This is a genomic window from Mycobacterium sp. IS-1556 (assembly GCF_001499985.1).
Lineage (GTDB): Bacteria > Actinomycetota > Actinomycetes > Mycobacteriales > Mycobacteriaceae > Mycobacterium.
The window spans coordinates 201,486-223,793 of the sequence record NZ_LQIM01000001.1 but is presented as its reverse complement, the minus strand read 5'-3'; the positions used below and the strand labels follow the sequence as shown (position 1 = coordinate 223,793).

Below are 22,308 nucleotides of genomic sequence, written 5' to 3'. Positions count from 1 at the left end.
GGTTACTGGCTGGCCGTTTCGCGCTTGGGCAGCTTCCAGCCCGGACGCGGGAAGTGGCAGGTGTAGCCGTTCGGGAACCGCTCCAGGTAGTCCTGGTGTTCGGGCTCGGCCTCCCAGAAGTCGCTCGCCGGTGTCACCTCGGTGACGACCTTGCCGGGCCACAGGCCGGAGGCGTCGACGTCGGCGATGGTGTCGAGCGCGATGCGCTTCTGCTCGTCGTCGAGGTAGAAGATCGCCGACCGGTAGCTGGTGCCGACGTCGTTGCCCTGCCGGTTCTTGGTGGTCGGATCGTGGATCTGGAAGAAGAACTCCAGCAGCGCCCGGTAGTCGGTCTGCGCCGGGTCGTAGACGATCTCGATCGCCTCGGCATGGCCGGGATGGTTGCGGTAGGTGGCGTTGGCGTTCTCGCCGCCGGTGTAGCCGACGCGCGTCGACACCACTCCGGGCTGCTTGCGGATCAGATCCTGCATGCCCCAGAAGCAACCGCCCGCCAGGATGGCCGTCTTGGTGGTGCTCATGCCGCTCCTTCACTGTCGAACACTGTCGAGACAATTTCTGTATACAACCCATAGTGCCTGTCGACGATTACGGTTGGGTGATGCGCACAGTCGCGGCCGCTATCGGGGTCGCCGTGCTGGCCGGGTGGGCCGCACCGGCGGCATCTGCGGAGACCGCGGTGCTCCCCGAACGGCCCGGCTACCAGGGTGTCGTCTTCGCCGACAACCCGGCGATCGTCGACGCCCATCCCATGCGCGCTGAGTCGTTCAGCCGATCCGAAGACGACCGCGTGATCGCGGTGCATTTCACCACGGGCACGCCGCAGTGCTACGGCGTGCACGCGACGGTCCAGGAGACTCCCGACGTCGTGACCGTCGCGCTGCGCGGCGGCACGCTTCCCGAAGCCGTTGGCCGCGCGTGCATCATGATCGCCGTGTCGGGTACCCTCGACATCGCACTGCAGCATCCGCTGGGCGCCCGGCAGGTGCTGACCGCGTTCTGACACTCGACAAACGTCAGTAGAACGTGTTCTAGTTCTGGTTGTGACGAGCAGCACCTTCAGCCGTGACGAACTCGCCGCGGCGTTCGAGAAGTTCGAGGCCACGGTCGACCGCGCCGCCCAGACGAGAGACTGGGATCCCTGGGTTGAGCAGTACACCCCCGACGTCGTCTACGTCGAGCACGCGGCGGGCACCATGCGCGGCCGCGAGGAGGTTCGGGCCTGGATCTGGAAGACCATGGAGACGTTCCCCGGCAGCTACATGACGTCGTTCCCGTCACTGTGGGCGGTCTTCGACGAGCCGACCGGCCGAGTCATCTGCGAGCTCGACAACCCGATGCGCGATCCCGGCGACGGCACCATCATCAGCGCCACCAACCTCTCGATCCTCACCTACGCAGGCGACGGGCTGTGGCGTCGGCAGGAGGACGTCTACAACCCCCTGCGGTTCGTCAAGGCGACGGTCAAATGGTGTAACAAGGCCGCCGAACTGGGCACGCTGCCCGACGAGGCGGCGAGTTGGATGCGCCAGTACGGAGGCGGCCGGTGAGCAAGCTGGTCATCGGGGCCAACGGTTTCCTCGGCTCGCACGTCACCAGGCAGTTGGTCGGCGACGGGCACGACGTCCGCGTCATGGTCCGGCCGAACGCGAACACGACGGGCATCGACGATTTGTCCGTGGCACGGTTCCACGGCGACATCTGGGACGACGACACGTTGCGCGCCGCCATGACCGGAGTCGACGACGTGTACTACTGCGTCGTCGACACCCGCGGCTGGCTCACGGACCCCGCCCCGCTGTTTCACACCAACGTCGACGGCACCCGCAATGTGCTCGAGATCGCGAAGGACATGAACCTGCACCGGTTCGTCTACACGAGCAGCTACGTGACGGTCGGACGCCGGCGCGGGCATGTGGCCACTGAGGACGACACGATCGTCGACAAGGGGCTGACACCGTACGTGCGGTCGCGCGTCCAGGCCGAGACGCTGGTGTTGCGGTACGCGCGTGAACACGGCCTGCCCGCTGTGGCGATGTGCGTATCGACGACCTACGGCAGCGGCGACTGGGGCCGTACCCCGCACGGCGCGATCATCGCCGGAGCGGCGTTCGGCAAGCTGCCGTTCGTGATGGGCGGCATCGAGCTCGAGGCCGTCGGCGTCGACGACGCCGCGCGCGCCATGATCCTGGCCGCCGAACGCGGCCGTGTCGGCGAGCGTTACCTGATCTCGGAGAAGATGATCACCAATGCCGAGGTCGTCCGCATCGCGGCCGAGGCGGCGGGGATGCCGGCGCCGACGAAGTCGATCCCGCTGCCGGTCTCGTACGCGATGGCCACGATGGGCACCGTGAAGTCGCGGCTGACCGGCACCGACGAGAAGCTGTCGCTGGAGTCGCTGCGGCTGATGCGTGCCGAGGCGCCGGTGGACTGCAGCAAGGCCAGACGCGAACTCGGCTGGGAGCCAAGGCCGGTCGAAGAGTCGATCCGGGAGGCGGCACGGTTCTGGGCCACCCTGCGGGACGCGCGACGCAAGAGCAAGGCCGGCTGAACGGCGCGCCGACGCGTGTTCAACTGCTGGCGTTGTCGATTCGATCGCGACTAGCGTCGCAGAGATGCCCGACAAACTGCATGTCGATCTGTCCGGTGCGCCGCAGACCATGCTGGCGACCTTCTACGCCAAGGCGCTCGATGCCGATCTACCCGCGCCCATCCTCGGTGACCGGTTCGCCAAGGACATCGTGGACCGGATCGACTACGACTGGTCGAAGACATCGATCACCGCGGCCAATTCAGCGTCGGTGACCACTCGCAGCGCCCACTTCGACACGTGGGCGCGCCAATTCCTGGCGGTGCATCCCGAAGCCGTCGTGCTGCATCTGGGATGTGGGCTGGATGCGCGCGCGTTCCGAGTGGATCCCGGGCCGGGCGTCGACTGGTTTGACATCGACTATCCCGACGTCGCCGATCTGCGTAAGCAGCTCTACCCCGAGCGTGAGCACTACCGCGTCATCGCCGCATCGGTCACCGATCCGGCGTGGCTGACCGAAATACCCTCCGACCGACCGGCTTTGATGATCGGCGAGGGCCTGACCATGTACCTGACCGAGGCGGACGGCGTTGCGCTGCTGCGGCGCATCGTCGACGGTTTCCCGTCCGGCGAACTGCATTTCGACGCATTCAACCGACTCGGCATCCGGTCGCAGTGGATGAACGCGGTGGTGCGGCGCGCAGGCGCGACGCTGTACTGGGGTATCGACGGTCCCGACGACATCATCGAGGCGGTGCCCGGCGTCCGGTTGCTGGCCTGGATGTCGCCGTTCGACCCGCCGTCGTTCCGTGCAGTCGCGTGGTATTACCGGGCGTTGGGTCGGGCGATGTCGTTGCTGCCGTCGCTGCGTTACATGGCGCAGTATCACCGCTACGCGTTCTGAGCGTTGCGGTCGAAACTGAAGATCGGATTCGCGAGCACAAGCTCAGTCTCGGCGGCTAGCGAACGTTGAGTTCGGCGATCACCTCGGCGTACAGCCGCGCCTTGATCGTGCCGAACACCGCGCCGGCCTTCGCGGCCAATGCCTGCGCCCGGTCGACCGCCGCGTCGACCACGTCCGCCTCACCCGCGGTCTGCGCGACGATCCCCGCCGCGAGCGCGTCATCACCGCCGTAGCGTCGCGCGGTCGTCATCGCCTCGTGCGCGGTGGCGATCGGCAGCCGGGACCGGATGAGCGCGTTCATCCCCGCGGTGAACGGGATGCCGAGGTCGACCTCCGGTAGGCAGAAGTAGCCGCGGTCGGCGCGCATGACGATCAGGTCGTGAGCCAGCGCCAGCATCGCTCCCGCGGCGAACGCGTGGCCCTGCACCGCTGCGACGATCGGTGCCGGGAAGGCCAGCACGCGGGCGAACAGGGCATGCACGTCGGCCAGATTCGCTTCTGCGGCATCCGGATTGGCCGCCATGAAGTCCAGGTCGAGCCCGTTGGAGTAGAACTTGCCCTCGCCCGTCGTGACCACGGCCTTCGGTCCGTCGGTGGCCTCCACCTCGTCGAGAGCCGAATTGATCGCCGCCAACCTGTCCGGGTGGAAGCGGTTCTCGTCGGCACCGAGGGTCAGTACGAACACCGCGCCGCGTTTGTGCAGATCGGCCATCGGCTACCGCGATCCCTCGGCTTTTTCCTTCAACCGCTGCAGCGTCCGGCGGATGTGCTCGGCGTTGGCGGCTTCGCGGTCTTTCACGCCGGTGGCCCAACCGGCCGGCACCCGAAACCAGCCGGGCCGCCGATCCCACGTCCGCTCGGTCACCGCGCATCCGCCGTCGGTCGCGGTGATGTCATAGCGCCAGTGTGCGACCGGAATCACCGCACTGCGCACATCGAACGCGAAGGCCCTGCCGGGTTCGGCGGCGGTGACGGTGCAGGTGGTGGTCCAGGTGCGTGACCCGTTGCGGTTATGGCCCCGAAACACCGCACCCGGCCGCGCCGCATCGCCCTTGCGCCACTCCATCGCATGCGCCTCCTCGGCCAGCGATGCCAGCGTCGGTAGGTCGGTGATCAACCGGTACACCGTGTCGGGGTCGGCGTCGATGGTGACTTCTGCCTGTGCGGTGGCCGGACCTGTTTCGCTCATGCGCCGATCCTAGGGCGGACCGGTCAGAACGTAGTACGACAAATCAGGAATCCTCAGCGGTGGTTCGCGCGTTGGCAATCACATGAGACCTGTCCTCAAGCCCAGCGCCTCGCACCCGATCACCGTCGAGCCGACCGGCAGACACGTCACCGTGCGGGTGGCCGGCGAGGTCGTCGCCGAAACCGATCGCGCCGTGAAGCTGCAGGAGTCCACCTACCCGGCGGTCTACTACATTCCGCGCGACGACGTCGTCGCCGACCGGCTCCGGCCCAGCGACACCGAAACCTACTGTCCCTTCAAGGGCGACGCCGGCTACTACCACGTCGTCACCGAAGGCGGCGCGACCGTCGAAGACGCCGTGTGGACCTACGAGAAGCCGTATCCCGCCGTCGCACCGATCGCCGGCCACGTCGCGTTCTATCCGGACAAGGCCGACGTCGTCGTCACATAGCCTTGGTCGGTGCACACCTCGGCCAGCGTCGTCTTCGACGGACCGGCCAGCCCCGGATTGACGCTGGCGCCGCTGCGTCGCGGCCGTAAGGACCCCTGCTACTTCGACGCACCCGACGGCGCGATCTGGCGGACCAGCCTCATGCGCAGCGGCCCGGTGACAGCGCGCATCACGAAATCGGCACCCGGCGCCGTCGACTGCGAAGCCTGGGGCGCCGGCGCCGCCGAATTCGTCGAGGCACTGCCGGCTCAACTCGGCGGGTACGACGACAGCCTCGGCTTCCGACCCGGCGACCCGACGATCGCCGCGGCCCAGCGTCGAGTGCGCCATCTGCGGCTGGGCCGGACCGACCGGGTCCTCGAAGCGCTCATTCCCGCCGTGCTCGAACAGCGGGTCTACGGCAAAGACGCTCGCCGCGCCTGGCGCCTTCTGGTGACGAAGTACGGCGCGCCGGCGCCCGGCCCGGCGCCCGCACACATGCGCGTTCCGCCGCCCGGCGAGATCTGGCGCCGGATCCCGTCGTGGGAGTTCCACCGGGCCAACGTCGACCCGCGCCGCGCCCGCACGGTCGTCGGATGCGCGCAGCGCGCGGACTCGCTGGAACGACTCGGCGCCCGCTCACCCGCGCGGGCCCGAGCCGCGATGGCGTCGCTGCCCGGGGTCGGTGAGTGGACCGCGGCGGAGACGGCGCAGCGTGCATTCGGTGACGCCGATGCGCTGTCGGTCGGCGACTACCACCTGGCGAAGATGGTCGGCTGGACCCTGCTGGGTCACCCCATCGACGACGCCGCGATGGTCGAGCTGCTCGAGCCGCTTCGACCGCACCGCCACCGCGCGGTGCGGCTGTTGGAAGTCAGCGGGCTGGCGGTCCTGCCGCGGTTCGGGCCACGCATGGCGATACCGAACCTCGTCGATATGTGACGTGCGCAGCGGCGTGATTACCGCCCAGCGGCAGCGGGTAGACCGACGGTCGACACCTTATGCGTGCGAAGGAGCTTTTGATGTCTGAGTACACCGTCCCCGGCATGACCGACAAGCAGGCCACCCAGGTCGCCGAACTCCTGCAGAAGCAGTTGAGCCGATACAACGACCTGCATTTGACCCTCAAGCACATTCACTGGAATGTGGTGGGGCCGAACTTCATCGGCGTGCACGAGATGATCGACCCGCAGGTGGACCTGGTGCGCGGCTACGCCGACGAGGTCGCCGAGCGCATTGCCACCCTCGGTTTCGCGCCGAAGGGCACCCCGGGCGCGATCATCGAGGACCGGTCCTGGGACGACTACTCCATCGAGCGCGACACTGTGCAGGCCCACCTCGCGGCGCTCGATCTGGTCTACGACGGCGTCATCGAGGACACCCGCCGAAACATCGAGGAGACCGACGAGCCGGACCCGGTCACCCAGGACATGCTGATCGGCCACGCCGCCGAGCTGGAGAAGTTCCAGTGGTTCGTGCGAGCGCATCTGGAGAGCTCCGGCGGTCAGCTGGCCAACAAGGGCGCTTCGACGGAGAAGGGCGCCGCCAGCCAGGCCAAGAAGAAGTCGCCGGTCAAGTAGCCGGCGAATCCCCGAGGGCATCCCCGAGGGCATCGTCTCGCACCGGCCGGTCGGCCAGCTCCTCTCTACGGCCGAACAGGTACGGGTAGGCGACGCCCGCGAGTGCTGCGCCGACCAACGGTGCGAGCCAGAACGCCCACAACTGCGCGGGTGCGCCGTCGCCGTTGAAGAACGCGACCCCGGTCGAGCGTGCCGGGTTGACCGACGTGTTGGAGATCGGGATCGAGATGAGGTGGATCAGCGTCAGGGTCAACCCGATCGACAAGCCGGCGAAGCCCTTCGGCGCGCGGTCGTCGGTCGAGCCGAGGATCACCAACATGAACAGACCGGTCAGCACCACCTCGGTGATCAGCACCGCCCACAGCGAATAACCGCCGGGCGAGTGGGCGCCGTAGCCGTTGGCCGCCATGTTTCCCGTTGCGGTCCAACCTGGCTGGCCCTTGGCGATGACATAGATGATCAAGCCCGCAGCGACCCCGCCGATCACCTGGGTGATCCAGTAGGGCGCCAGCGCTTTCCACTCGACCCGCCGGGCCAGTGCCGCGCCGAGGGTGACGGCGGGATTGAAGTGGCCGCCGGAGATGGTGCCGAACGCGTACACGCCGGTGAGCACCGTGAGGCCGAATGCCAATGCGACACCGAGGAATCCGATGCCCAGCGAGGTTCCATCAGCGTCGACGAACTTCGCGGCGAACACCGCACTGCCGCAACCGCCGAGGACCAACCAGAACGTTCCGATGAATTCCGCTGCCAATCGGTGCAGCATCGTGGGGGCGTCCATACGGTGAGGGTCACATGTGTGGCAACCGTTGCGAACGTTCGTGGCCGAATCGTGGCGCGACAGAGACGGTCACCATCCGATCGCGACCCTGCCGTGACCGGTGTCAGTCGGCGCGTTGCTGCGCCTGCTCGGTTTCGCGGTCGAGGCGCTGCGCCTGGTAGATCGACACGTCGGTGCGCGATATCAGCAGATAGGCGATTCCGACCGCCGCCATCGCGCACGGGATCACCGAGAAGGACCCGGTCATCTCCGCCACCATGATCATCACGGCCAGGGGCGCATGGGCGACGCTGCCGAAGCAGGCCATCATGCCGACGACGACGAAGACGGCTGGAGTGTCGGGAATGCCTGGTGCCTGCACGAGGTCGCCGAGGCGCCACACCGCAGCACCGACGAACGCGCCGATCACGACACCCGGTCCGAAGATGCCGCCGGACCCGCCCGTGCCGATCGACAGCGATGTCGCGACGATCTTCGCCAGCGGCAGAACCAGAACGATCCACAGCGGGATGGCCATCAAAGTATCAGTGGCGGTGGCCTTTTGCGCCCAGCCGTAGCCGCTGGCCAGGATCTGCGGGATGACGAGCGCCAGCAGTCCGACGGCCAGCCCGCCCAGCGCGGGTTTGAGCACCGTGTGGCCGGGCAGGCGCTTCGTCAGCGCGACCGTGCCGTAAAAGATGCGGGCGTAGAGGTATCCGACGCCGGCGGCGACGATGCCGAGCACGACGAACCAGCTCAGGTCCAGCGGGTGGTCGAACCTGTAGTCGGCGGCGACGAACCCGAACAGCGGGTCGAACCCCAGGATCGATCCGAGCACGGCGTAGGCGGTGGCCGAGGTGATGAAGCCGGGGATGAGCGCCTTGTAGTCGAAGTCCCGCCGGTACACGATCGAGGCGGCCAGGACTGCGCCGCCCAGCGGCGCCCCGAAAATGGCCCCGATACCCGAGCCGATGCCGAGCGACACCGCGATGCGCCCGTCCTCGTCGGAGAGGTCCAGCGAGCGCGTGAGCATGGACCCGAAGCCCGCCGAGATCTGCGCCGCGGGACCCTCGCGACCGCCCGAGCCGCCCGAACCGATGGTCAACGCGCTGGCGATGGTCTTGACCACGATGGCCCGACCGCGGATGGCGCGGGGATCGGTGTGCACCGCCTCGATCGCGCTGTCGGTGCCGTGCCCCTCGGCCTCCGGGGCGAATTTCGATACCAGCCACGCCGATACGAGCGCGCCGCCGCACGCCACCAGCGGGATCGCCCACGGTCGGTCGAAGTCGGCCGAGCCCGGATCGCCGCCGTCGCCGACTGGTTCGGGAATGCGATAGCCGGCGAGTTCACCGAGCAGCAAGCGGCCCGCATAGTCCAGCGCCAGATAGAACACCACCGCGCCGAGCCCGGCGATGACGCCGATCGCGATCCCGAGGATCACCCACTTCCGGATGTACCCGGAGCGACGAATGAATCCGCCCAGACCGCCGCCGGATTCGCGGGTCTCGGGCATGGTCTCCAGATGCTAGTGCGATCCTGCGCGGTACGCGGTCAGTCTCGCGATGATCGCCGCTTCGCCACCCGGCTCGACGGCTTTCGCCTCGCTCACGCCCATACTGCGTCCGATACGCAAAGCCGTTCCGACATAACGGGATTCGGTACCACTATGGAACGGCCGCAAAAAATTGACGTGCAGCGACGACGTCCGTAGCGGCCGGTCGAGGCGGTCGGTGTTGAGTGCCGCCGATGCCACCAGTTCCAGCGCCATGGCCGACACGCCGCCGTGCACGACGCCGATCGAGTTGTTCAGCACGGGGTCTTCGTCCTGCAGCAGAACCGGACCCGCCCCGCCGCTCTCGGCGACCCGCACCGCCATCCGGTCGGCCAGCGTGCCCGCCGGCAGTGGTCCGGTCGGCCCGTCGGGAAACGGTGCGAGGTTGTCGGGCGAGCGGATGTAGAACGAACGAACCGTGGCGGTGGCCAGCACGGTGTCGCGGTGCGCGAGCGCGCATGTCGCCAACACCACGTTGCTCTTCCTGCCGAACGGCTGCGCCGTCGCCATCACCGGAATTTCCGGTGCGGTCGCGACGATGTCAGCGGCGTCGGGGTCGGCCTCCAGCGAGAGCTCGCTGGATACCGTCCACTCGTCGGCGGCGCGTCGCCGGTGGTTGACGAGGCCGCAGGCGTGATCGACCAGCATCGCCAGCGGTGCGATGGTCGGGGCGCCGTTCAGTGGGTTCACCATCGCGCCGACCGGAATCGAGGCCACACACTCGTGGGCCGCGTCGCGCGACGTCACGATGCCGAACCGGCCCAGGGGAGTGTTCAGAGGGTGTGACATCGGGATCCAGCGTCGCCGATCGGCGGTGGCTTTATACCCCTAGGGGGTATACGATGGCGGCATGACGCACGTCGATCACGGCCAACACCAGCCAGATACTGCGACGGCCGGGCACACCGAACACGGCCACGGCCACCACGCCGGTCACGGCGACCACGCCGGGCACGCTGGGCACGTCGCAGTGTTCCGGCGATTGTTCTGGAGCATGCTGGTGCTCGCGGTTCCGACCGTCGCGCTGTCCGGCATGTTCGCGATGATCGTCGGCTACTCCATCCCCGACATTCCCGGAATCACGTGGGTGTCGCCGGTGCTGGGCACCGTGATGTACGTCTGGGGAGGACGCCCCTTCCTGTCCGGTGCGATCAGTGAGATCCGTTCCCGCGCACCGGGGATGATGCTGCTGATCGGTTTGGCGATCACCGTGGCGTTCCTGTCGTCGTGGGGTGCGAGCCTCGGCGTGCTGCACCACCAGCTCGATTTCTGGTGGGAGCTGGCCCTGCTGATCGTGATCATGTTGCTCGGTCACTGGATCGAGATGCGCTCGCTCGCGCAGACCACCTCCGCGCTGGATTCCCTGGCCGCGCTGCTGCCCGACGAGGCCGAACGGATCGTCGACGGCGGCACGGAGACGGTCACGCCGGCCGAGCTGAAACTCGGCGACGTCGTGCTGGTCCGGCCGGGCGGCAACGTGCCGGCCGACGGCGACATCGTCGACGGTGCCGCGGACGTCGACGAGTCGATGGTCACCGGCGAATCGCGCCCGGTCCGGCGGGCCGTGGGCGACCACGTCGTCGCCGGCACCGTCGCCACCGATTCGGCGTTGCGGGTGAAGGTCAGCGCGGTCGGCGACGACACCACGCTCGCCGGTATCCAGCGGTTGGTCGCCGAGGCGCAGAACTCGTCGTCCCGGGCGCAGCGGCTGGCGGACAAGGCGGCCGGCTGGCTGTTCTGGTTCGCGCTGTCCGCGGCGGTCGTCACCGCGGTGGTGTGGTCGTTCCTCGGAATGCCCGACGAAGCGGTCGTGCGGACCATCACCGTGCTCGTGATCGCCTGCCCGCACGCGCTTGGCCTGGCGATCCCGCTGGTGGTGTCCATCGCCACCGAACGCGCCGCGCGTGGGGGCGTGCTGGTCAAGGACCGGCTCGCGCTGGAGAGCATGCGGACCGTCGACGCCGTACTCTTCGACAAGACCGGCACGCTGACCAGGGGAGAACCGACGGTCACCGCGGTCGCAACGGTGCATGCCGATGCCGCCGACGATGTGCTGGGGCTGGCCGCGGCCGCCGAAGCGGACTCCGAGCATCCGCTGGCGCGCGCGATCGTCGCGGCCGCGCGTCACCGCAATCTCACGCTGGCGTCGGCGACAGAGTTCAGCTCCTCACCCGCGGTCGGCGTCACGGCCACGGTCGACGGGCGAACCGTGCAGGTCGGTGGACCGCGAATGCTGGCGGAGGCGGGTCTGGCCGAGCTGCCCGAAACATCGCAGTGGCGCGACGAGGGCGCGATCGTCCTGCATGTCGTGGCCGACGGCGAGGTCGTCGGCGCGGTGAAGCTCGCCGACGAGGTGCGGCCGGAGTCCCGGCAGACGGTCACGGCGCTGCGCAAACTGGGTGTCGAAGTGGTGATGATCACCGGCGACGCGGAGCCGGTCGCGCGAGCGGTAGCCGCTGAACTGGGCATCGAGCGGGTGTTTGCCGGTGTCCGCCCCGAGGACAAGGCGGCGAAGGTCGCCGAACTGCAGGACGAAGGCCGAAAGGTGGCGATGGTTGGAGACGGCGTCAACGACGCCCCCGCCCTCGCGCAGGCCGACGTCGGCATTGCGATCGGTGCGGGTACCGACGTGGCGATCGCCTCGGCCGGCGTGATCCTGGCCGGCTCGGATCCGCGCTCGGTGTTGTCGGTCATCCTGTTGTCGCGGGCGTCGTATCGAAAGATGAAGCAAAACCTTTGGTGGGCAGCGGGTTACAACATTGTGTCGGTGCCGCTTGCCGCGGGCGTGCTGGCGCCGGTCGGCTTCGTGCTGCCGATGTCGGTCGGTGCGATCTTGATGTCGGCTTCGACCGTGGTGGTGGCGCTGAACGCGCAATTGCTACGTCGGCTCGACCTCGACCCCGAAGCCAGCCTGAAAGCGGTTTCTTAAGAATCTGACTAGGCTTTCAGCAAATACCAATGAGGTCATCACACCAGGCCAACCGCCCGTTACTCGCAGCACAGCAAATCGTGTGCGGCGGCGGAAGCCTGATGTGATGTATACCGCACCTGGCTGGTGCTCGCCGGTAACCCACGAAAACACCATCGGGACACGGGATTTCGCTGGTCGGCGGGCTGGGCACCGAACGTCGCCTGCACCGTCGGCCAGCCATGGTTAGGGGCCGCTAAGTTGGCATGTCACCCGGTGTTTGTCATATCGTTTTCTTCACTTGAGGCAAGTGGGAAAAGGCCGGCGTTCGATGCTGCACGAAGGCACTCCATAGCCGGGGCCGGCGAAACGCCATGGTCTACGGCTGCCAGGCAGAAGCTTCGTGAGACGTGCGGAAAAAGGGTAGGTGGGAATGGCGCCCAACAGCCAGGGGCTCTACGACCCCGCGTTCGAGCATGACGCATGCGGCGTGGCCATGGTCGCCGACATGCACGGGCGCCGCAGCCGCGACATCGTCGACAAGGCCATCACCGCCCTGGTGAACCTGGAGCACCGTGGTGCCCAGGGTGCCGAACCGAACACCGGCGACGGCGCGGGCATCATGCTGCAGGTCCCGGACGACTTCCTGCGCGCGGTGGTCGACTTCGACCTGCCCGAACCGGGCAGCTACGCCACCGGTATCGCGTTCCTCCCGCAGTCGTCGAAGGATGCGTCGACCGCCTGCGAGGCCGTCGAGAAGATCGCCGAGGCCGAGGGGCTCGAGGTGCTCGGCTGGCGCGAGGTGCCCATCGACGATTCACCGCTGGGCGCGTTGGCCCGCGACGCGATGCCGACGTTCCGGCAGCTGTTCCTGGCGGGCGCCTCGGGCATGGAACTGGAACGCCGCGCCTACGTGGTGCGCAAGCGGGCCGAACACGAGCTCGGCACCAAGGGGCCGGGACAGGACGGCCCGGGACGCGAAACCGTCTACTTCCCAAGCCTTTCCGGCCAGACGTTCGTCTACAAGGGCATGCTGACCACCCCGCAGCTCAAGGCGTTCTACCTCGACCTGCAGGACGATCGGCTCACCAGCGCGCTGGGCATCGTGCACTCGCGCTTCTCGACCAACACGTTCCCGTCGTGGCCGCTGGCCCATCCGTTCCGGCGCATCGCCCACAACGGCGAGATCAACACCGTCACCGGCAACGAGAACTGGATGCGCGCGCGCGAGGCGCTGATCAAGACGGACGTGTTCGGCCCGAATCAGGATCTCGACAAGATCACCCCGGTGTGTACCCCCGGAGCGTCGGACACCGCGCGGTTCGACGAGGTGCTGGAGCTGCTGCATCTCGGTGGCCGCAGCCTTCCGCACGCCGTGCTGATGATGATCCCGGAGGCCTGGGAGCGGCACGAGACGATGGATCCCGCCCGGCGGGCCTTCTACCGGTACCACGCGTCGTTGATGGAGCCCTGGGACGGCCCGGCGTCGATGACGTTCACCGACGGCACGGTGATCGGCGCCGTCCTGGACCGTAACGGCCTTCGGCCGTCGCGCATCTGGGTCACCAGGGACGGCCTGGTCGTGATGGCGTCCGAGGCCGGAGTGCTCGACCTCGACCCGTCGACCGTCGTGAAGAAGATGCGCCTGCAGCCCGGCCGCATGTTCCTGGTCGACACCTCCAAGGGCCGCATCGTCGACGACGAGGAGATCAAGGCCGAACTGGCCGCCGAGCAGCCGTACGGGGAGTGGCTCGACGCCGGTCTGTTCCACCTCGACGAGCTGCCGCCCGGCGACTACGTGCGGATGCCGCATCACCGAGTGGTGTTGCGCCAGCAGATCTTCGGCTACACCTACGAGGAGCTCAACCTGTTGGTGGCGCCGATGGCGCGCACCGGCGCCGAGCCGATCGGTTCGATGGGCACCGACACCCCGATCGCGGTGCTCTCGACGCGGCCGCGGATGCTCTACGACTACTTCCAGCAGCTGTTCGCTCAGGTGACCAACCCGCCGCTGGACGCCATCCGCGAAGAGGTGGTGACCAGCCTGCAAGGCACGCTCGGTCCCGAGGGCGATCTGCTCAACCCGAACGCCGAGTCGTGCCGCCAGATCGTGCTGCCGCAGCCGATCCTGCGCAACGCCGAACTGTCGAAGCTGATCTGCGTCGACCCCGACCACGAGATCCGCGGCCACAAGCACGGTATGCGCGCGGCGGTGATTCGATGTCTGTATCCGGTCAACCGCGGCGGGCAGGGCCTCAAGGAGGCGCTGGACAACGTGCGGGCCAAGGTGTCGACCGCGATCCGCGAGGGTGCCCGCATCATCGTGCTCTCCGACCGCGAATCCAACGAGCAGATGGCGCCGATTCCGTCGCTGTTGTCGGTCTCGGCCGTCCATCACCACCTGGTGCGGGAACGCACCCGCACGAAGGTGGGCCTGGTCGTCGAGGCCGGCGATGCCCGCGAGGTGCACCACATGGCCTGCCTCGTCGGTTTCGGCGCGGCGGCGATCAACCCCTACATGGCGTTCGAGTCGATCGAGGACATGGTCGACCGCGGCGTGATCACCGGAATCAGCAGCGATGCGGCCAAGTCCAACTACGTCAAGGCCGCCGGCAAGGGCGTGCTGAAGGTGATGTCGAAGATGGGCATCTCGACGCTGGCCTCCTACACCGGCGCACAGCTGTTCCAGGCCATCGGCATCAGCCAGCAGGTGCTCGCCGAGTACTTCACGGGGCTGACGTGCCCGGTCGGCGGCATCGAGCTCGACGACATCGCCGACGACGTCGCGTCCCGGCACTCCCTGGCATATCTCGATCGCCCCGACGAGTGGGCGCACCGCGAACTCGAGGTCGGCGGCGAGTACCAGTGGCGCCGCGAGGGTGAATACCACCTGTTCAACCCGGACACGGTGTTCAAGCTGCAGCACTCCACCCGGACCGGCCAGTACTCGATCTTCAAGGAGTACACCAAGCTTGTCGATGACCAGAGCGAGCGGATGGCCTCGCTGCGTGGGCTTCTCAAGTTCCGCGACGGCGTCCGTTCGCCGGTTCCGCTCGACGAGGTGGAACCGGCCAGCGAGATCGTCAAGCGGTTCTCCACCGGGGCGATGAGCTACGGCTCGATCTCCGCCGAGGCCCACGAGACACTGGCCATCGCAATGAACCGCCTTGGCGGGCGGTCGAATTCGGGTGAGGGCGGCGAAGACGTCAAACGCTTCGACCGCGACGAGAACGGTGACTGGCGCCGCAGCGCCATCAAGCAGGTCGCGTCCGGCCGGTTCGGCGTGACGAGCCACTATCTGAGCAACTGCACCGACATCCAGATCAAGATGGCCCAGGGCGCGAAACCCGGTGAGGGCGGCCAGCTTCCGGGCGCCAAGGTGTACCCGTGGGTGGCCGAGGTGCGGCACTCGACGCCCGGCGTCGGGCTGATCTCGCCCCCGCCGCACCACGACATCTACTCGATCGAGGACCTGGCGCAGCTGATCCACGACCTCAAGAACGCGAATCCGCAGGCGCGGGTACACGTCAAGCTGGTCTCCGAAAATGGAGTGGGAACCGTGGCCGCAGGCGTCTCGAAAGCACATGCGGATGTCGTGCTGATCTCCGGTCACGACGGCGGCACCGGCGCGACGCCGCTGACGTCGATGAAGCACGCCGGCGCGCCGTGGGAGCTCGGCTTGGCCGAGACCCAGCAGACGTTGCTGCTCAACGGTCTTCGGGACCGCATCGTCGTGCAGGTCGACGGTCAGCTCAAGACCGGCCGCGACGTCGTGGTCGCCGCGCTGCTGGGTGCGGAGGAGTTCGGCTTCGCCACCGCACCGCTGGTGGTGTCGGGCTGCATCATGATGCGCGTCTGCCACCTCGACACCTGCCCCGTGGGGGTGGCGACCCAGAACCCGGTGCTGCGCGAGCGGTTCACCGGCAAGCCGGAGTTCGTCGAGAACTTCTTCATGTTCATCGCCGAAGAAGTGCGTGAGATGATGGCGCAGTTGGGCTTCCGCACGGTCAACGAGATGGTCGGCCAGGTCGGTGCGCTGGACACCACGAAGGCCGCCGAGCACTGGAAGGCCTACAAGCTCGACTTGGCGCCGGTGTTGCACGAGCCCGAGTCGGCGTTCATGAACCAGGATCTGTACTGCAGTTCGCGCCAGGACCATGGCCTCGACAAGGCGCTCGACCAGCAGCTGATCGTGATGTGCCGCGAAGCGCTGGATTCCGGTTCGCCGGTGCGATTCTCGACCACCATCGCCAACGTCAATCGCACGGTCGGCACCATGCTCGGTCACGAAGTGACGAAAGCTTATGGCGGGCAGGGGCTCCCGGACGGCACCATCGACATCACGTTCGACGGCTCGGCGGGTAACAGCTTCGGCGCCTTCGTGCCGAAGGGCATCACCCTGCGGGTGTACGGCGACGCCAACGACTACGTCGGCAAGGGCCTGTCGGGCGGGCGGATCGTCGTGCGTCCGTCGGACAATGCGCCGGCCGACTACGTCGCCGAGGACAACATCATCGCCGGCAACGTGATTCTGTTCGGCGCCACCAGCGGGCAGGCGTTCATCCGCGGCCAGGTCGGTGAGCGGTTCGCGGTGCGCAACTCCGGCGCGCACGCCGTTGTCGAAGGCGTGGGTGACCACGGTTGCGAGTACATGACCGGCGGCAAGATCGCGATCCTCGGACCGACGGGCCGCAACTTCGCCGCGGGCATGTCGGGTGGCGTGGCCTACGTCTACGATCCCGACGGCACACTGCCGGGCAATCTCAACGCCGAGATGGTGGAACTCGAAGACCTCGACGAGGAGGATCTCGAGTGGTTGGGCACCATGATCCAGGCCCACGTGGACGCCACCGATTCCGCTGTGGGAACACGCATTCTGAACGACTGGAACAACAACGTGAAGCACTTCACCAAGGTGATGCCCCGCGACTTCAAGCGGGTGCTCGAGGCGATCGCCGAAGCCGAACAGCGCGGCGGCGACGTCGATGAGGCGATCATGGCGGCCGCCAGTGGCTGACCCGCGCGGTTTCCTCAAGTACACCCAGCGCGAGACGCCGCAGCGGCGGCCCGTGCCGATTCGCCTGCGCGACTGGAAAGAGGTCTACGAGGACTTCTCCCACGACACGCTGCGCGAACAGGCGACCCGCTGCATGGACTGCGGTATCCCGTTCTGCCACAACGGCTGTCCCCTCGGTAACCTGATCCCCGAGTGGAACGACCTGGTCCGCAACGACCGCTGGCGCGACGCGATCGAGCGGCTGCACGCGACGAATAACTTCCCCGAGTTCACCGGCCGGCTCTGCCCCGCCCCGTGCGAGGGCTCGTGCGTGCTCGGCATCAACCAGGATCCGGTCACGATCAAGCAGATCGAGGTCGAGATCATCGACAAGGCGTTCGACGAGGGATGGGTGACACCTCGGCCGCCGGAGGTCAAGACGGGCAAGAAGGTCGCCGTCGTCGGCTCCGGCCCTGCGGGATTGGCTGCGGCCCAGCAGCTCACCCGCGCCGGGCACAGCGTGACGCTGTTCGAGCGCGACGACCGGATCGGCGGCCTGCTGCGCTACGGCATCCCCGAATTCAAGATGGAAAAGCGCCACATCGACCGTCGTCTGGAGCAGATGGCGGCCGAGGGCACCGAGTTTCGCACCGGCGTCAACGTCGGGGTCGACATCACCGCCCAGCAGCTGCGCAAGGACTTCGACGCGGTGGTGCTCGCCGGTGGCGCGACGGCGCGTCGCGACCTGCCGATTCCCGGCCGTGAACTGGACGGCATCCACCAGGCGATGGAGTACCTGCCGTGGGCCAACCGCGTGCAGTTCGGCGATCCGGTGACCGATGAGCACGGCCTGCCGCCCATCCACGCCAAGGGCAAGAAGGTCATCATCATCGGCGGTGGCGACACCGGCGCAGACTGCCTCGGCACCGCGCACCGACAGGGCGCGGCCAGCGTGCATCAGTTCGAGATCATGCCGCGCCCGCCGGAGACGCGCGCCGACTCGACGCCGTGGCCCGTCTACCCGCTGATGTTCCGGGTGTCCTCCGCTCACGAGGAAGGTGGCGAGCGGGTCTACTCGGTCAACACCGAGGAGTTCGTGGGCAAGGACGGCCGGGTGACTGGCCTGCGCGGTCACGAGGTCAAGATGAACGCCGGCAAGTTCGAGAAGGTCGACGGCACCGAATTCGAGATGGAAGTCGACCTCGTGCTGCTCGCGATGGGATTCACCGGACCCGAACGCGAAGGTCTGCTCACCGACCTGAATGTGGAGATCAACGAGCGCGGCAACGTCGCACGCGACGCCGACTTCTGCTCGTCGGTGCCCGGCGTCTTCGTGGCCGGCGACATTGGCCGGGGTCAGTCGCTGATCGTGTGGGCGATCGCCGAGGGCCGCGCCGCCGCTGCCGGTGCCGACCGCTACCTGATGGGGCACTCCGCTCTTCCTGCGCCGATCACGCCGACCGCCGTCCCGCAGCGTTAGCTCCTGCCCGCGACACGCGGGGCAATGACCGGCTTTTCGGTGTGCTCGCGGGACAGTAGGGGCGGTGATCGGCCGCTACGGATCTGCCCGCGCCGGGTTGCAGCTCAACCGGCGCAACTTCATCGCGGCGTTGTCCATCGCCACGGTCGGCGCCGTCGGTCTGAGCCGCTGTGCCACCGGCGAACCACCGCGCGTGGCGGGTGCGGCCGCGTCGCAGCCACCGCCGGCCGGCCTGTTGCCGCCGCCACCGAAGTCGTCGCGGATCGCCCTGCCGGGCGGCGGGGTGCTGAGCAGCCTGCCCGGAGACGGCGATCTGTTGGCGCTGACCGTCGACGATGGTGTCGACAGCGACGTCGTCCGGGCCTACACCCAGTTCGCCAAGGACACCGGGGTCCGGCTGACGTACTTCGTCAACGGCGTCTATCGGTCCTGGACCGATCACCTCGATCTGCTGCGGCCGATGGTCGACAACGGCCGGATCCAGTTGGCCAACCACACCTGGTCGCATCCTGACCTCACCAAGCTGCCGCTGGCCGACGTTGCGGAGCAGTTCCGACGCAACCATGAGTTCCTTTGGAAGACATACGGAGTCGATGCGCGGCCCTACTTCCGGCCGCCCTATGGAGCACACAACCCGCACGTCGACAAGGTCTCGGCCGAACTCGGCTACACCGTCGACACGTCGTGGTCGGGCTCGTTGGAGGACCACGTGTGGATCCCTGCCGACGAAGTCGTCAAGATGGCTGACCGGCATTTCACCGCGCAGGCGATCGTGATCGGCCACCTCAACCACGCGCCCGTCACCGAGGTGTATGGCCGCCTGGTCGAGATCATCCGCGCCCGACGGCTACGCACAGTCACGCTGGACGACGTGTTCCTCAAGCCGTGAACCCGTGGCGCGGCGCAGCGGCAGCGTCCGCGGCGTGCAGCAGCGTGCAGCAGCGCGCAGCCTCGTCCAGCAGCGTCCAGCAGGCGCGATTGTGAACATGGCGACGCTTTGCCGGCGTGTCGCGTCGGAAACCGCACAAACGGGCGCGAGTAGCGGAAGTCCTGGAGCTCCTTATTCACTTCTGTCACTCTAAAAACATCCGATTATTTATCGGCGCGCCTTGCATAGTTTGCCGGTGCACGGGGGTCTAATGACTTCATGAGGGCACTGCGGTAATGTGAGCCCCCGGTCAGCTATCGGTTTCGACACAGGAGTCAGTTCCGTGTATGTCAACCCGCTATCCCGGTCACGGGTGAGCCGAATCGCCTGGTCACTGCTACGTCATCCCCTGAAGAGCCGCGAATTCCCGGCCAAGGCAGAACGTCTGATCACCGCTGACGAACTTCGTCTCTACGGCGTCTAGCGAACGCGTCCGCCCGACTTCCCCGCGCCGGGTACGGCAAGTACTCCGCGTTTGCCAAATCGTTATATCTTCGTGACCGTAAGGAAAGCGTGCTATCCGCGTAAGCCCGATGCGGTGATCGCGTCGGCGAGCGGTTCGAGCACCGCGGGGTCATACGGCGGCGGCAGATAGATGATCGCCAGGTCCAGTCCTTCCTGACCCAGGGCCGCGGCCTCCTCGAGAACCTTGCCGTAGTTGCGGTCGGCGTCCAGCCGAACATGCGCCGACAGCATGATCTCCTGGGGATCCCGGCCGATGTCGGCGCAGTGGGAGGCCAGAACATCGCGTTTGCGGGCGAACTCCTCGGGCGGTCCGCCGACGAAGTTCCAATGCTGGGCGTACTTGGCGGTGATCCTCAGCGTGCGCTTCTCGCCGCTGCCACCGATGCAGATCGGCGGATGGGGACGCTGCGGGCCCTTCGGCTCGTTGCGGGCGTCCTTGAGTTGATAGAACTTGCCGTCGAACGACGTCGTCTCCTCGCTGAGCAGGTTCGTGAGGATTTCGCAGGCCTCCTCGAAGCGGTCGAACCGTTCCTTGATGGACCCCAGCTCGATGCCGTATGCGCCCGACTCCTCCTCGTTCCAGCCCGCGCCGATGCCAAGCTCGAGGCGGCCGTCGGACACGATGTCCAACGCCGAAGCCATGTTCGCGAGCACGGCCGGATGGCGGTAGTGAATGCCGGTGACCAGCACGCCAACTCGGAGCCGCTCGGTCGCCTGCGCCAGCGCGGTCAGCGTGATCCAACCCTCCAGGCAGGGCCCTGTGGAGTCGGAGAAGATCGGATAGAAGTGGTCGAACGTCCATCCGGACTCGAAAACCTCGATGTCGTCGGCCGTCCGCCAGACGGCCAGCATGTCGGCCCAGGTGGTGTTCTGCGGGGACGTCTTGAAAGCGAATCTCACCGAGCCGAGCCTAGTGGCGAGCGGCTCAGTCCGCTTCGCCGTACTCGTCGAACCAGAACGCGAGCTTGCCTCGCCGACTCACCGCCCGCAGCCGGCGTTCGGCCACCGCGCGGGTCTTGGTGGTGGTGACGATGAGCAGTTCGTCACCGATCGCGATGCGGGTGTCGGGCTGCGGAACGAAGGTGCGCCCGTTGCGGATGATCAGGGTGATGACGCTCGGGTCGGGCAGTCGCAGTTCCAACACGGTGACGTTGTGCAGCCGCGACGGCGCCTGAACCGTCATCGTCAGCAGTTCGGCGTCCAGGACGTCGAGGGGAGCCGACTCCACCTGAATCTCGCGGGTCGCGTCCTTCGGGATCAGGCCCAATCTGCTTGCCAGCGGGCGCAAACTCGGGCCCTGCACCAAGGTGAACACCACCACGAGGATGAACACGATGTTGAGCACGCGCACGCTGTCGGGCACGCCGCCCACGATCGGAAACGTCGCCAGCACGATCGGGACCGCACCGCGCAATCCCGCCCAGGATACGAAAATCTGTTCACGCCAAGGGATGCGAAACCAGATCAGCGAGACGACGACCGACAGCGGTCTGGCGACGAGCAGCAACACCAAGCCGGTCACGATGCCGGGTATCACCTCCACCGTCAGGTCGCTGGGGTCGACGAGCAGCCCGAGGAGGACGAACAGGCCGATCTGGGCGAGCCAGCCGAGGCCTTCGGCGAACGACCGGGTCGCCGAGCGGTGCGGCAGGCCGGAATTGGCGAGCACAACGGCGGACAGGTAGGCGGCGAGGAATCCGCTGGCGTGCGCGGAGCCTCCGGCAGCGAACGCGACCATGCCGAGCCCGAATGTGGCGAGCGGATACAGGCCGGAGGCCGGAAGAGCGATGCGGCGCAGCGCGATCGACCCCAGATACCCGACGCCCAATCCGATGGCCGCGCCGACGACCAACTCGTAGACCAGTTCGACGAGCGCATGCACGGGCGACAACTCCAGCGGCGCCACGCTGAACATCAGCACGAGGATGACGGCGGGGGCATCGTTGAATCCCGACTCGGCTTCGAGCAGTCCCGCGACCCGGCGCGGCAGGGGCACCACGCGCAGCACGGAGAACACGGCAGCCGCGTCGGTGACGGAGACGACGGCTCCGAGCAGCAGCGCCAACTGCCAGTCGATGCCCAGTAGCAGGTGAGCGCCGGCCGCAGTCACCAGCATGCTGACCGCGACGCCGACGGTGGCGAGTATCCCCGCAGGTGCCAGCACCCGCCGGACGTCGGAGAAGCGTGTCGTCAGACCACCCTCGATGAGGATGACGGCCAGGGCCACCGTGCCGAGGTGGTCGGCGAGCAGATAGTTGTCGAAGTCCAGGCCCAACCCGTCCTCGCCCACGATGACGCCTACGCCGAGGAACAGCAGCAGGCTGGGCAAGCCGACACGGGTGGCCGCTCGGGTGGCGATGATGCTCGCCAGCAGCACCACCCCAGCGAGCAGCAGCATCAGATACAGCTGCTCCAGGGTCATTTCATCCCCGTCCGGGAAAGGCGTGGGTGGTGGGTGCAGTAAAACACCTACCACGGTCGGTGGCGCGGCGGTCCTACCCGGTAGCTGCGCGGAAAGCCCACATCATGGGTCAATATGGGGTGATGTTGCGGCTTCGCAGGCAGTCCCCCGACGCTTCGCGTCGT

At 67.4% G+C, this 22,308-nt stretch carries 19 protein-coding genes; 11 read left to right on the top strand and 8 right to left on the bottom strand.

The annotated features are described in order from the left end of the window. Nucleotides 1-2: 2 nt before the first annotated feature. A complete protein-coding gene (msrA, locus tag AU187_RS01085) occupies nucleotides 3-518 on the bottom strand; it encodes a peptide-methionine (S)-S-oxide reductase MsrA (RefSeq protein ID WP_059100652.1) in 516 nt (171 codons plus the stop codon). A gap of 80 nt (nucleotides 519-598) precedes the next feature. Between msrA and AU187_RS01080 the strand changes: the two genes are divergently transcribed. The 4 genes from AU187_RS01080 to AU187_RS01065 all read left to right on the top strand — a co-directional run bounded on the left by AU187_RS01080 (nucleotide 599) and on the right by AU187_RS01065 (nucleotide 3,431). After that, nucleotides 599-1,000: a hypothetical protein gene (locus AU187_RS01080; protein ID WP_059100787.1), complete on the top strand. Its 402-nt coding sequence runs from the start codon at nucleotides 599-601 to the stop codon at nucleotides 998-1,000. A 40-nt stretch (nucleotides 1,001-1,040) separates the two neighbouring features. After that, nucleotides 1,041-1,547, top strand: a complete 507-nt coding sequence (locus AU187_RS01075; RefSeq protein ID WP_059100653.1) for a nuclear transport factor 2 family protein — start codon at nucleotides 1,041-1,043, stop codon at nucleotides 1,545-1,547. Beyond that, entirely contained in the window at nucleotides 1,544-2,548 is a 1,005-nt protein-coding gene (locus tag AU187_RS01070; RefSeq protein ID WP_059100654.1) for an NAD-dependent epimerase/dehydratase family protein, read from the top strand. Before AU187_RS01075 ends, AU187_RS01070 begins: the two co-directional genes overlap by 4 nt. A gap of 64 nt (nucleotides 2,549-2,612) precedes the next feature. Continuing rightward, the gene (locus tag AU187_RS01065) at nucleotides 2,613-3,431 is read left to right on the top strand and encodes a class I SAM-dependent methyltransferase (RefSeq protein ID WP_059100655.1); all 819 of its coding nucleotides are present in this window, start codon (nucleotides 2,613-2,615) and stop codon (nucleotides 3,429-3,431) included. A 55-nt stretch (nucleotides 3,432-3,486) separates the two neighbouring features. Here the strand turns inward: AU187_RS01065 and AU187_RS01060 are convergent, their stop codons facing one another. Together AU187_RS01060 and AU187_RS01055 are read right to left on the bottom strand one after the other, a co-directional pair. Further along, nucleotides 3,487-4,143 (bottom strand): enoyl-CoA hydratase-related protein, encoded by a 657-nt coding sequence (locus AU187_RS01060; protein ID WP_059166157.1) that lies wholly within the window; start codon nucleotides 4,141-4,143, stop codon nucleotides 3,487-3,489. Between the two features lie 3 nt (nucleotides 4,144-4,146). After that, on the bottom strand, nucleotides 4,147-4,620 hold the full coding sequence (locus tag AU187_RS01055) for an SRPBCC family protein (RefSeq protein WP_059100657.1): 474 nt from the start codon (nucleotides 4,618-4,620) through the stop codon (nucleotides 4,147-4,149). An 82-nt stretch (nucleotides 4,621-4,702) separates the two neighbouring features. Between AU187_RS01055 and AU187_RS01050 the strand changes: the two genes are divergently transcribed. The 3 genes from AU187_RS01050 to AU187_RS01040 all read left to right on the top strand — a co-directional run bounded on the left by AU187_RS01050 (nucleotide 4,703) and on the right by AU187_RS01040 (nucleotide 6,630). After that, on the top strand, nucleotides 4,703-5,071 hold the full coding sequence (locus AU187_RS01050) for a DUF427 domain-containing protein (RefSeq protein WP_059100658.1): 369 nt from the start codon (nucleotides 4,703-4,705) through the stop codon (nucleotides 5,069-5,071). Between the two features lie 9 nt (nucleotides 5,072-5,080). Next, nucleotides 5,081-5,992, top strand: a complete 912-nt coding sequence (locus AU187_RS01045; RefSeq protein WP_059100659.1) for a DNA-3-methyladenine glycosylase family protein — start codon at nucleotides 5,081-5,083, stop codon at nucleotides 5,990-5,992. Nucleotides 5,993-6,072: 80 nt separating this feature from the next. Continuing rightward, nucleotides 6,073-6,630 (top strand): Dps family protein, encoded by a 558-nt coding sequence (locus AU187_RS01040; RefSeq protein WP_059100788.1) that lies wholly within the window; start codon nucleotides 6,073-6,075, stop codon nucleotides 6,628-6,630. Here AU187_RS01040 and aqpZ read toward each other — a convergent pair. From aqpZ to AU187_RS01025, 3 genes are all read right to left on the bottom strand, one after another. Next, nucleotides 6,623-7,411 (bottom strand): aquaporin Z, encoded by a 789-nt coding sequence (aqpZ, locus tag AU187_RS01035; protein ID WP_059100660.1) that lies wholly within the window; start codon nucleotides 7,409-7,411, stop codon nucleotides 6,623-6,625. The genes AU187_RS01040 and aqpZ overlap by 8 nt on opposite strands. A gap of 103 nt (nucleotides 7,412-7,514) precedes the next feature. Then, nucleotides 7,515-8,906 carry a chloride channel protein gene (locus tag AU187_RS01030; protein ID WP_059100661.1) on the bottom strand — a complete coding sequence of 464 codons (1,392 nt, stop codon included), beginning with the start codon at nucleotides 8,904-8,906 and terminating at the stop codon, nucleotides 7,515-7,517. Between the two features lie 12 nt (nucleotides 8,907-8,918). Beyond that, nucleotides 8,919-9,734 carry a PaaI family thioesterase gene (locus AU187_RS01025; protein ID WP_059100662.1) on the bottom strand — a complete coding sequence of 272 codons (816 nt, stop codon included), beginning with the start codon at nucleotides 9,732-9,734 and terminating at the stop codon, nucleotides 8,919-8,921. Between the two features lie 61 nt (nucleotides 9,735-9,795). Between AU187_RS01025 and AU187_RS01020 the strand changes: the two genes are divergently transcribed. The 4 genes from AU187_RS01020 to AU187_RS01005 all read left to right on the top strand — a co-directional run bounded on the left by AU187_RS01020 (nucleotide 9,796) and on the right by AU187_RS01005 (nucleotide 19,218). Beyond that, entirely contained in the window at nucleotides 9,796-11,874 is a 2,079-nt protein-coding gene (locus AU187_RS01020) for a heavy metal translocating P-type ATPase (protein ID WP_059100663.1), read from the top strand. A 412-nt stretch (nucleotides 11,875-12,286) separates the two neighbouring features. Then, complete coding sequence (gene gltB / locus AU187_RS01015) at nucleotides 12,287-16,870, top strand: glutamate synthase large subunit (RefSeq protein WP_059156938.1); 4,584 nt, start codon at nucleotides 12,287-12,289, stop codon at nucleotides 16,868-16,870. Further along, nucleotides 16,863-18,329 carry a glutamate synthase subunit beta gene (locus AU187_RS01010; protein WP_059100665.1) on the top strand — a complete coding sequence of 489 codons (1,467 nt, stop codon included), beginning with the start codon at nucleotides 16,863-16,865 and terminating at the stop codon, nucleotides 18,327-18,329. The genes gltB and AU187_RS01010 overlap by 8 nt, the downstream gene beginning before the upstream one ends. A 64-nt stretch (nucleotides 18,330-18,393) precedes the next feature. Continuing rightward, the gene (locus AU187_RS01005; RefSeq protein WP_082683695.1) at nucleotides 18,394-19,218 is read left to right on the top strand and encodes a polysaccharide deacetylase family protein; all 825 of its coding nucleotides are present in this window, start codon (nucleotides 18,394-18,396) and stop codon (nucleotides 19,216-19,218) included. Nucleotides 19,219-19,773: 555 nt separating this feature from the next. Here AU187_RS01005 and AU187_RS01000 read toward each other — a convergent pair. Next, nucleotides 19,774-20,622, bottom strand: a complete 849-nt coding sequence (locus AU187_RS01000; RefSeq protein WP_059100666.1) for an LLM class F420-dependent oxidoreductase — start codon at nucleotides 20,620-20,622, stop codon at nucleotides 19,774-19,776. Between the two features lie 25 nt (nucleotides 20,623-20,647). Continuing rightward, the gene (locus tag AU187_RS00995; protein WP_059100667.1) at nucleotides 20,648-22,144 is read right to left on the bottom strand and encodes a potassium/proton antiporter; all 1,497 of its coding nucleotides are present in this window, start codon (nucleotides 22,142-22,144) and stop codon (nucleotides 20,648-20,650) included. Nucleotides 22,145-22,308 lie beyond the last annotated feature (164 nt).

Coding starts and splice junctions, on each gene's coding strand:
- msrA (WP_059100652.1), bottom strand. CDS start 518: ATGAGCACCACCAAGACGGCCATCCTGGCGGGCGGTTGCTTCTGGGGC.
- AU187_RS01080 (WP_059100787.1), top strand. CDS start 599: ATGCGCACAGTCGCGGCCGCTATCGGGGTCGCCGTGCTGGCCGGGTGG.
- AU187_RS01065 (WP_059100655.1), top strand. CDS start 2,613: ATGCCCGACAAACTGCATGTCGATCTGTCCGGTGCGCCGCAGACCATG.
- AU187_RS01060 (WP_059166157.1), bottom strand. CDS start 4,143: ATGGCCGATCTGCACAAACGCGGCGCGGTGTTCGTACTGACCCTCGGT.
- AU187_RS01055 (WP_059100657.1), bottom strand. CDS start 4,620: ATGAGCGAAACAGGTCCGGCCACCGCACAGGCAGAAGTCACCATCGAC.
- AU187_RS01050 (WP_059100658.1), top strand. CDS start 4,703: ATGAGACCTGTCCTCAAGCCCAGCGCCTCGCACCCGATCACCGTCGAG.
- AU187_RS01040 (WP_059100788.1), top strand. CDS start 6,073: ATGTCTGAGTACACCGTCCCCGGCATGACCGACAAGCAGGCCACCCAG.
- aqpZ (WP_059100660.1), bottom strand. CDS start 7,411: ATGGACGCCCCCACGATGCTGCACCGATTGGCAGCGGAATTCATCGGA.
- AU187_RS01030 (WP_059100661.1), bottom strand. CDS start 8,906: ATGCCCGAGACCCGCGAATCCGGCGGCGGTCTGGGCGGATTCATTCGT.
- AU187_RS01025 (WP_059100662.1), bottom strand. CDS start 9,734: ATGTCACACCCTCTGAACACTCCCCTGGGCCGGTTCGGCATCGTGACG.
- AU187_RS01020 (WP_059100663.1), top strand. CDS start 9,796: ATGACGCACGTCGATCACGGCCAACACCAGCCAGATACTGCGACGGCC.
- gltB (WP_059156938.1), top strand. CDS start 12,287: ATGGCGCCCAACAGCCAGGGGCTCTACGACCCCGCGTTCGAGCATGAC.
- AU187_RS00995 (WP_059100667.1), bottom strand. CDS start 22,144: ATGACCCTGGAGCAGCTGTATCTGATGCTGCTGCTCGCTGGGGTGGTG.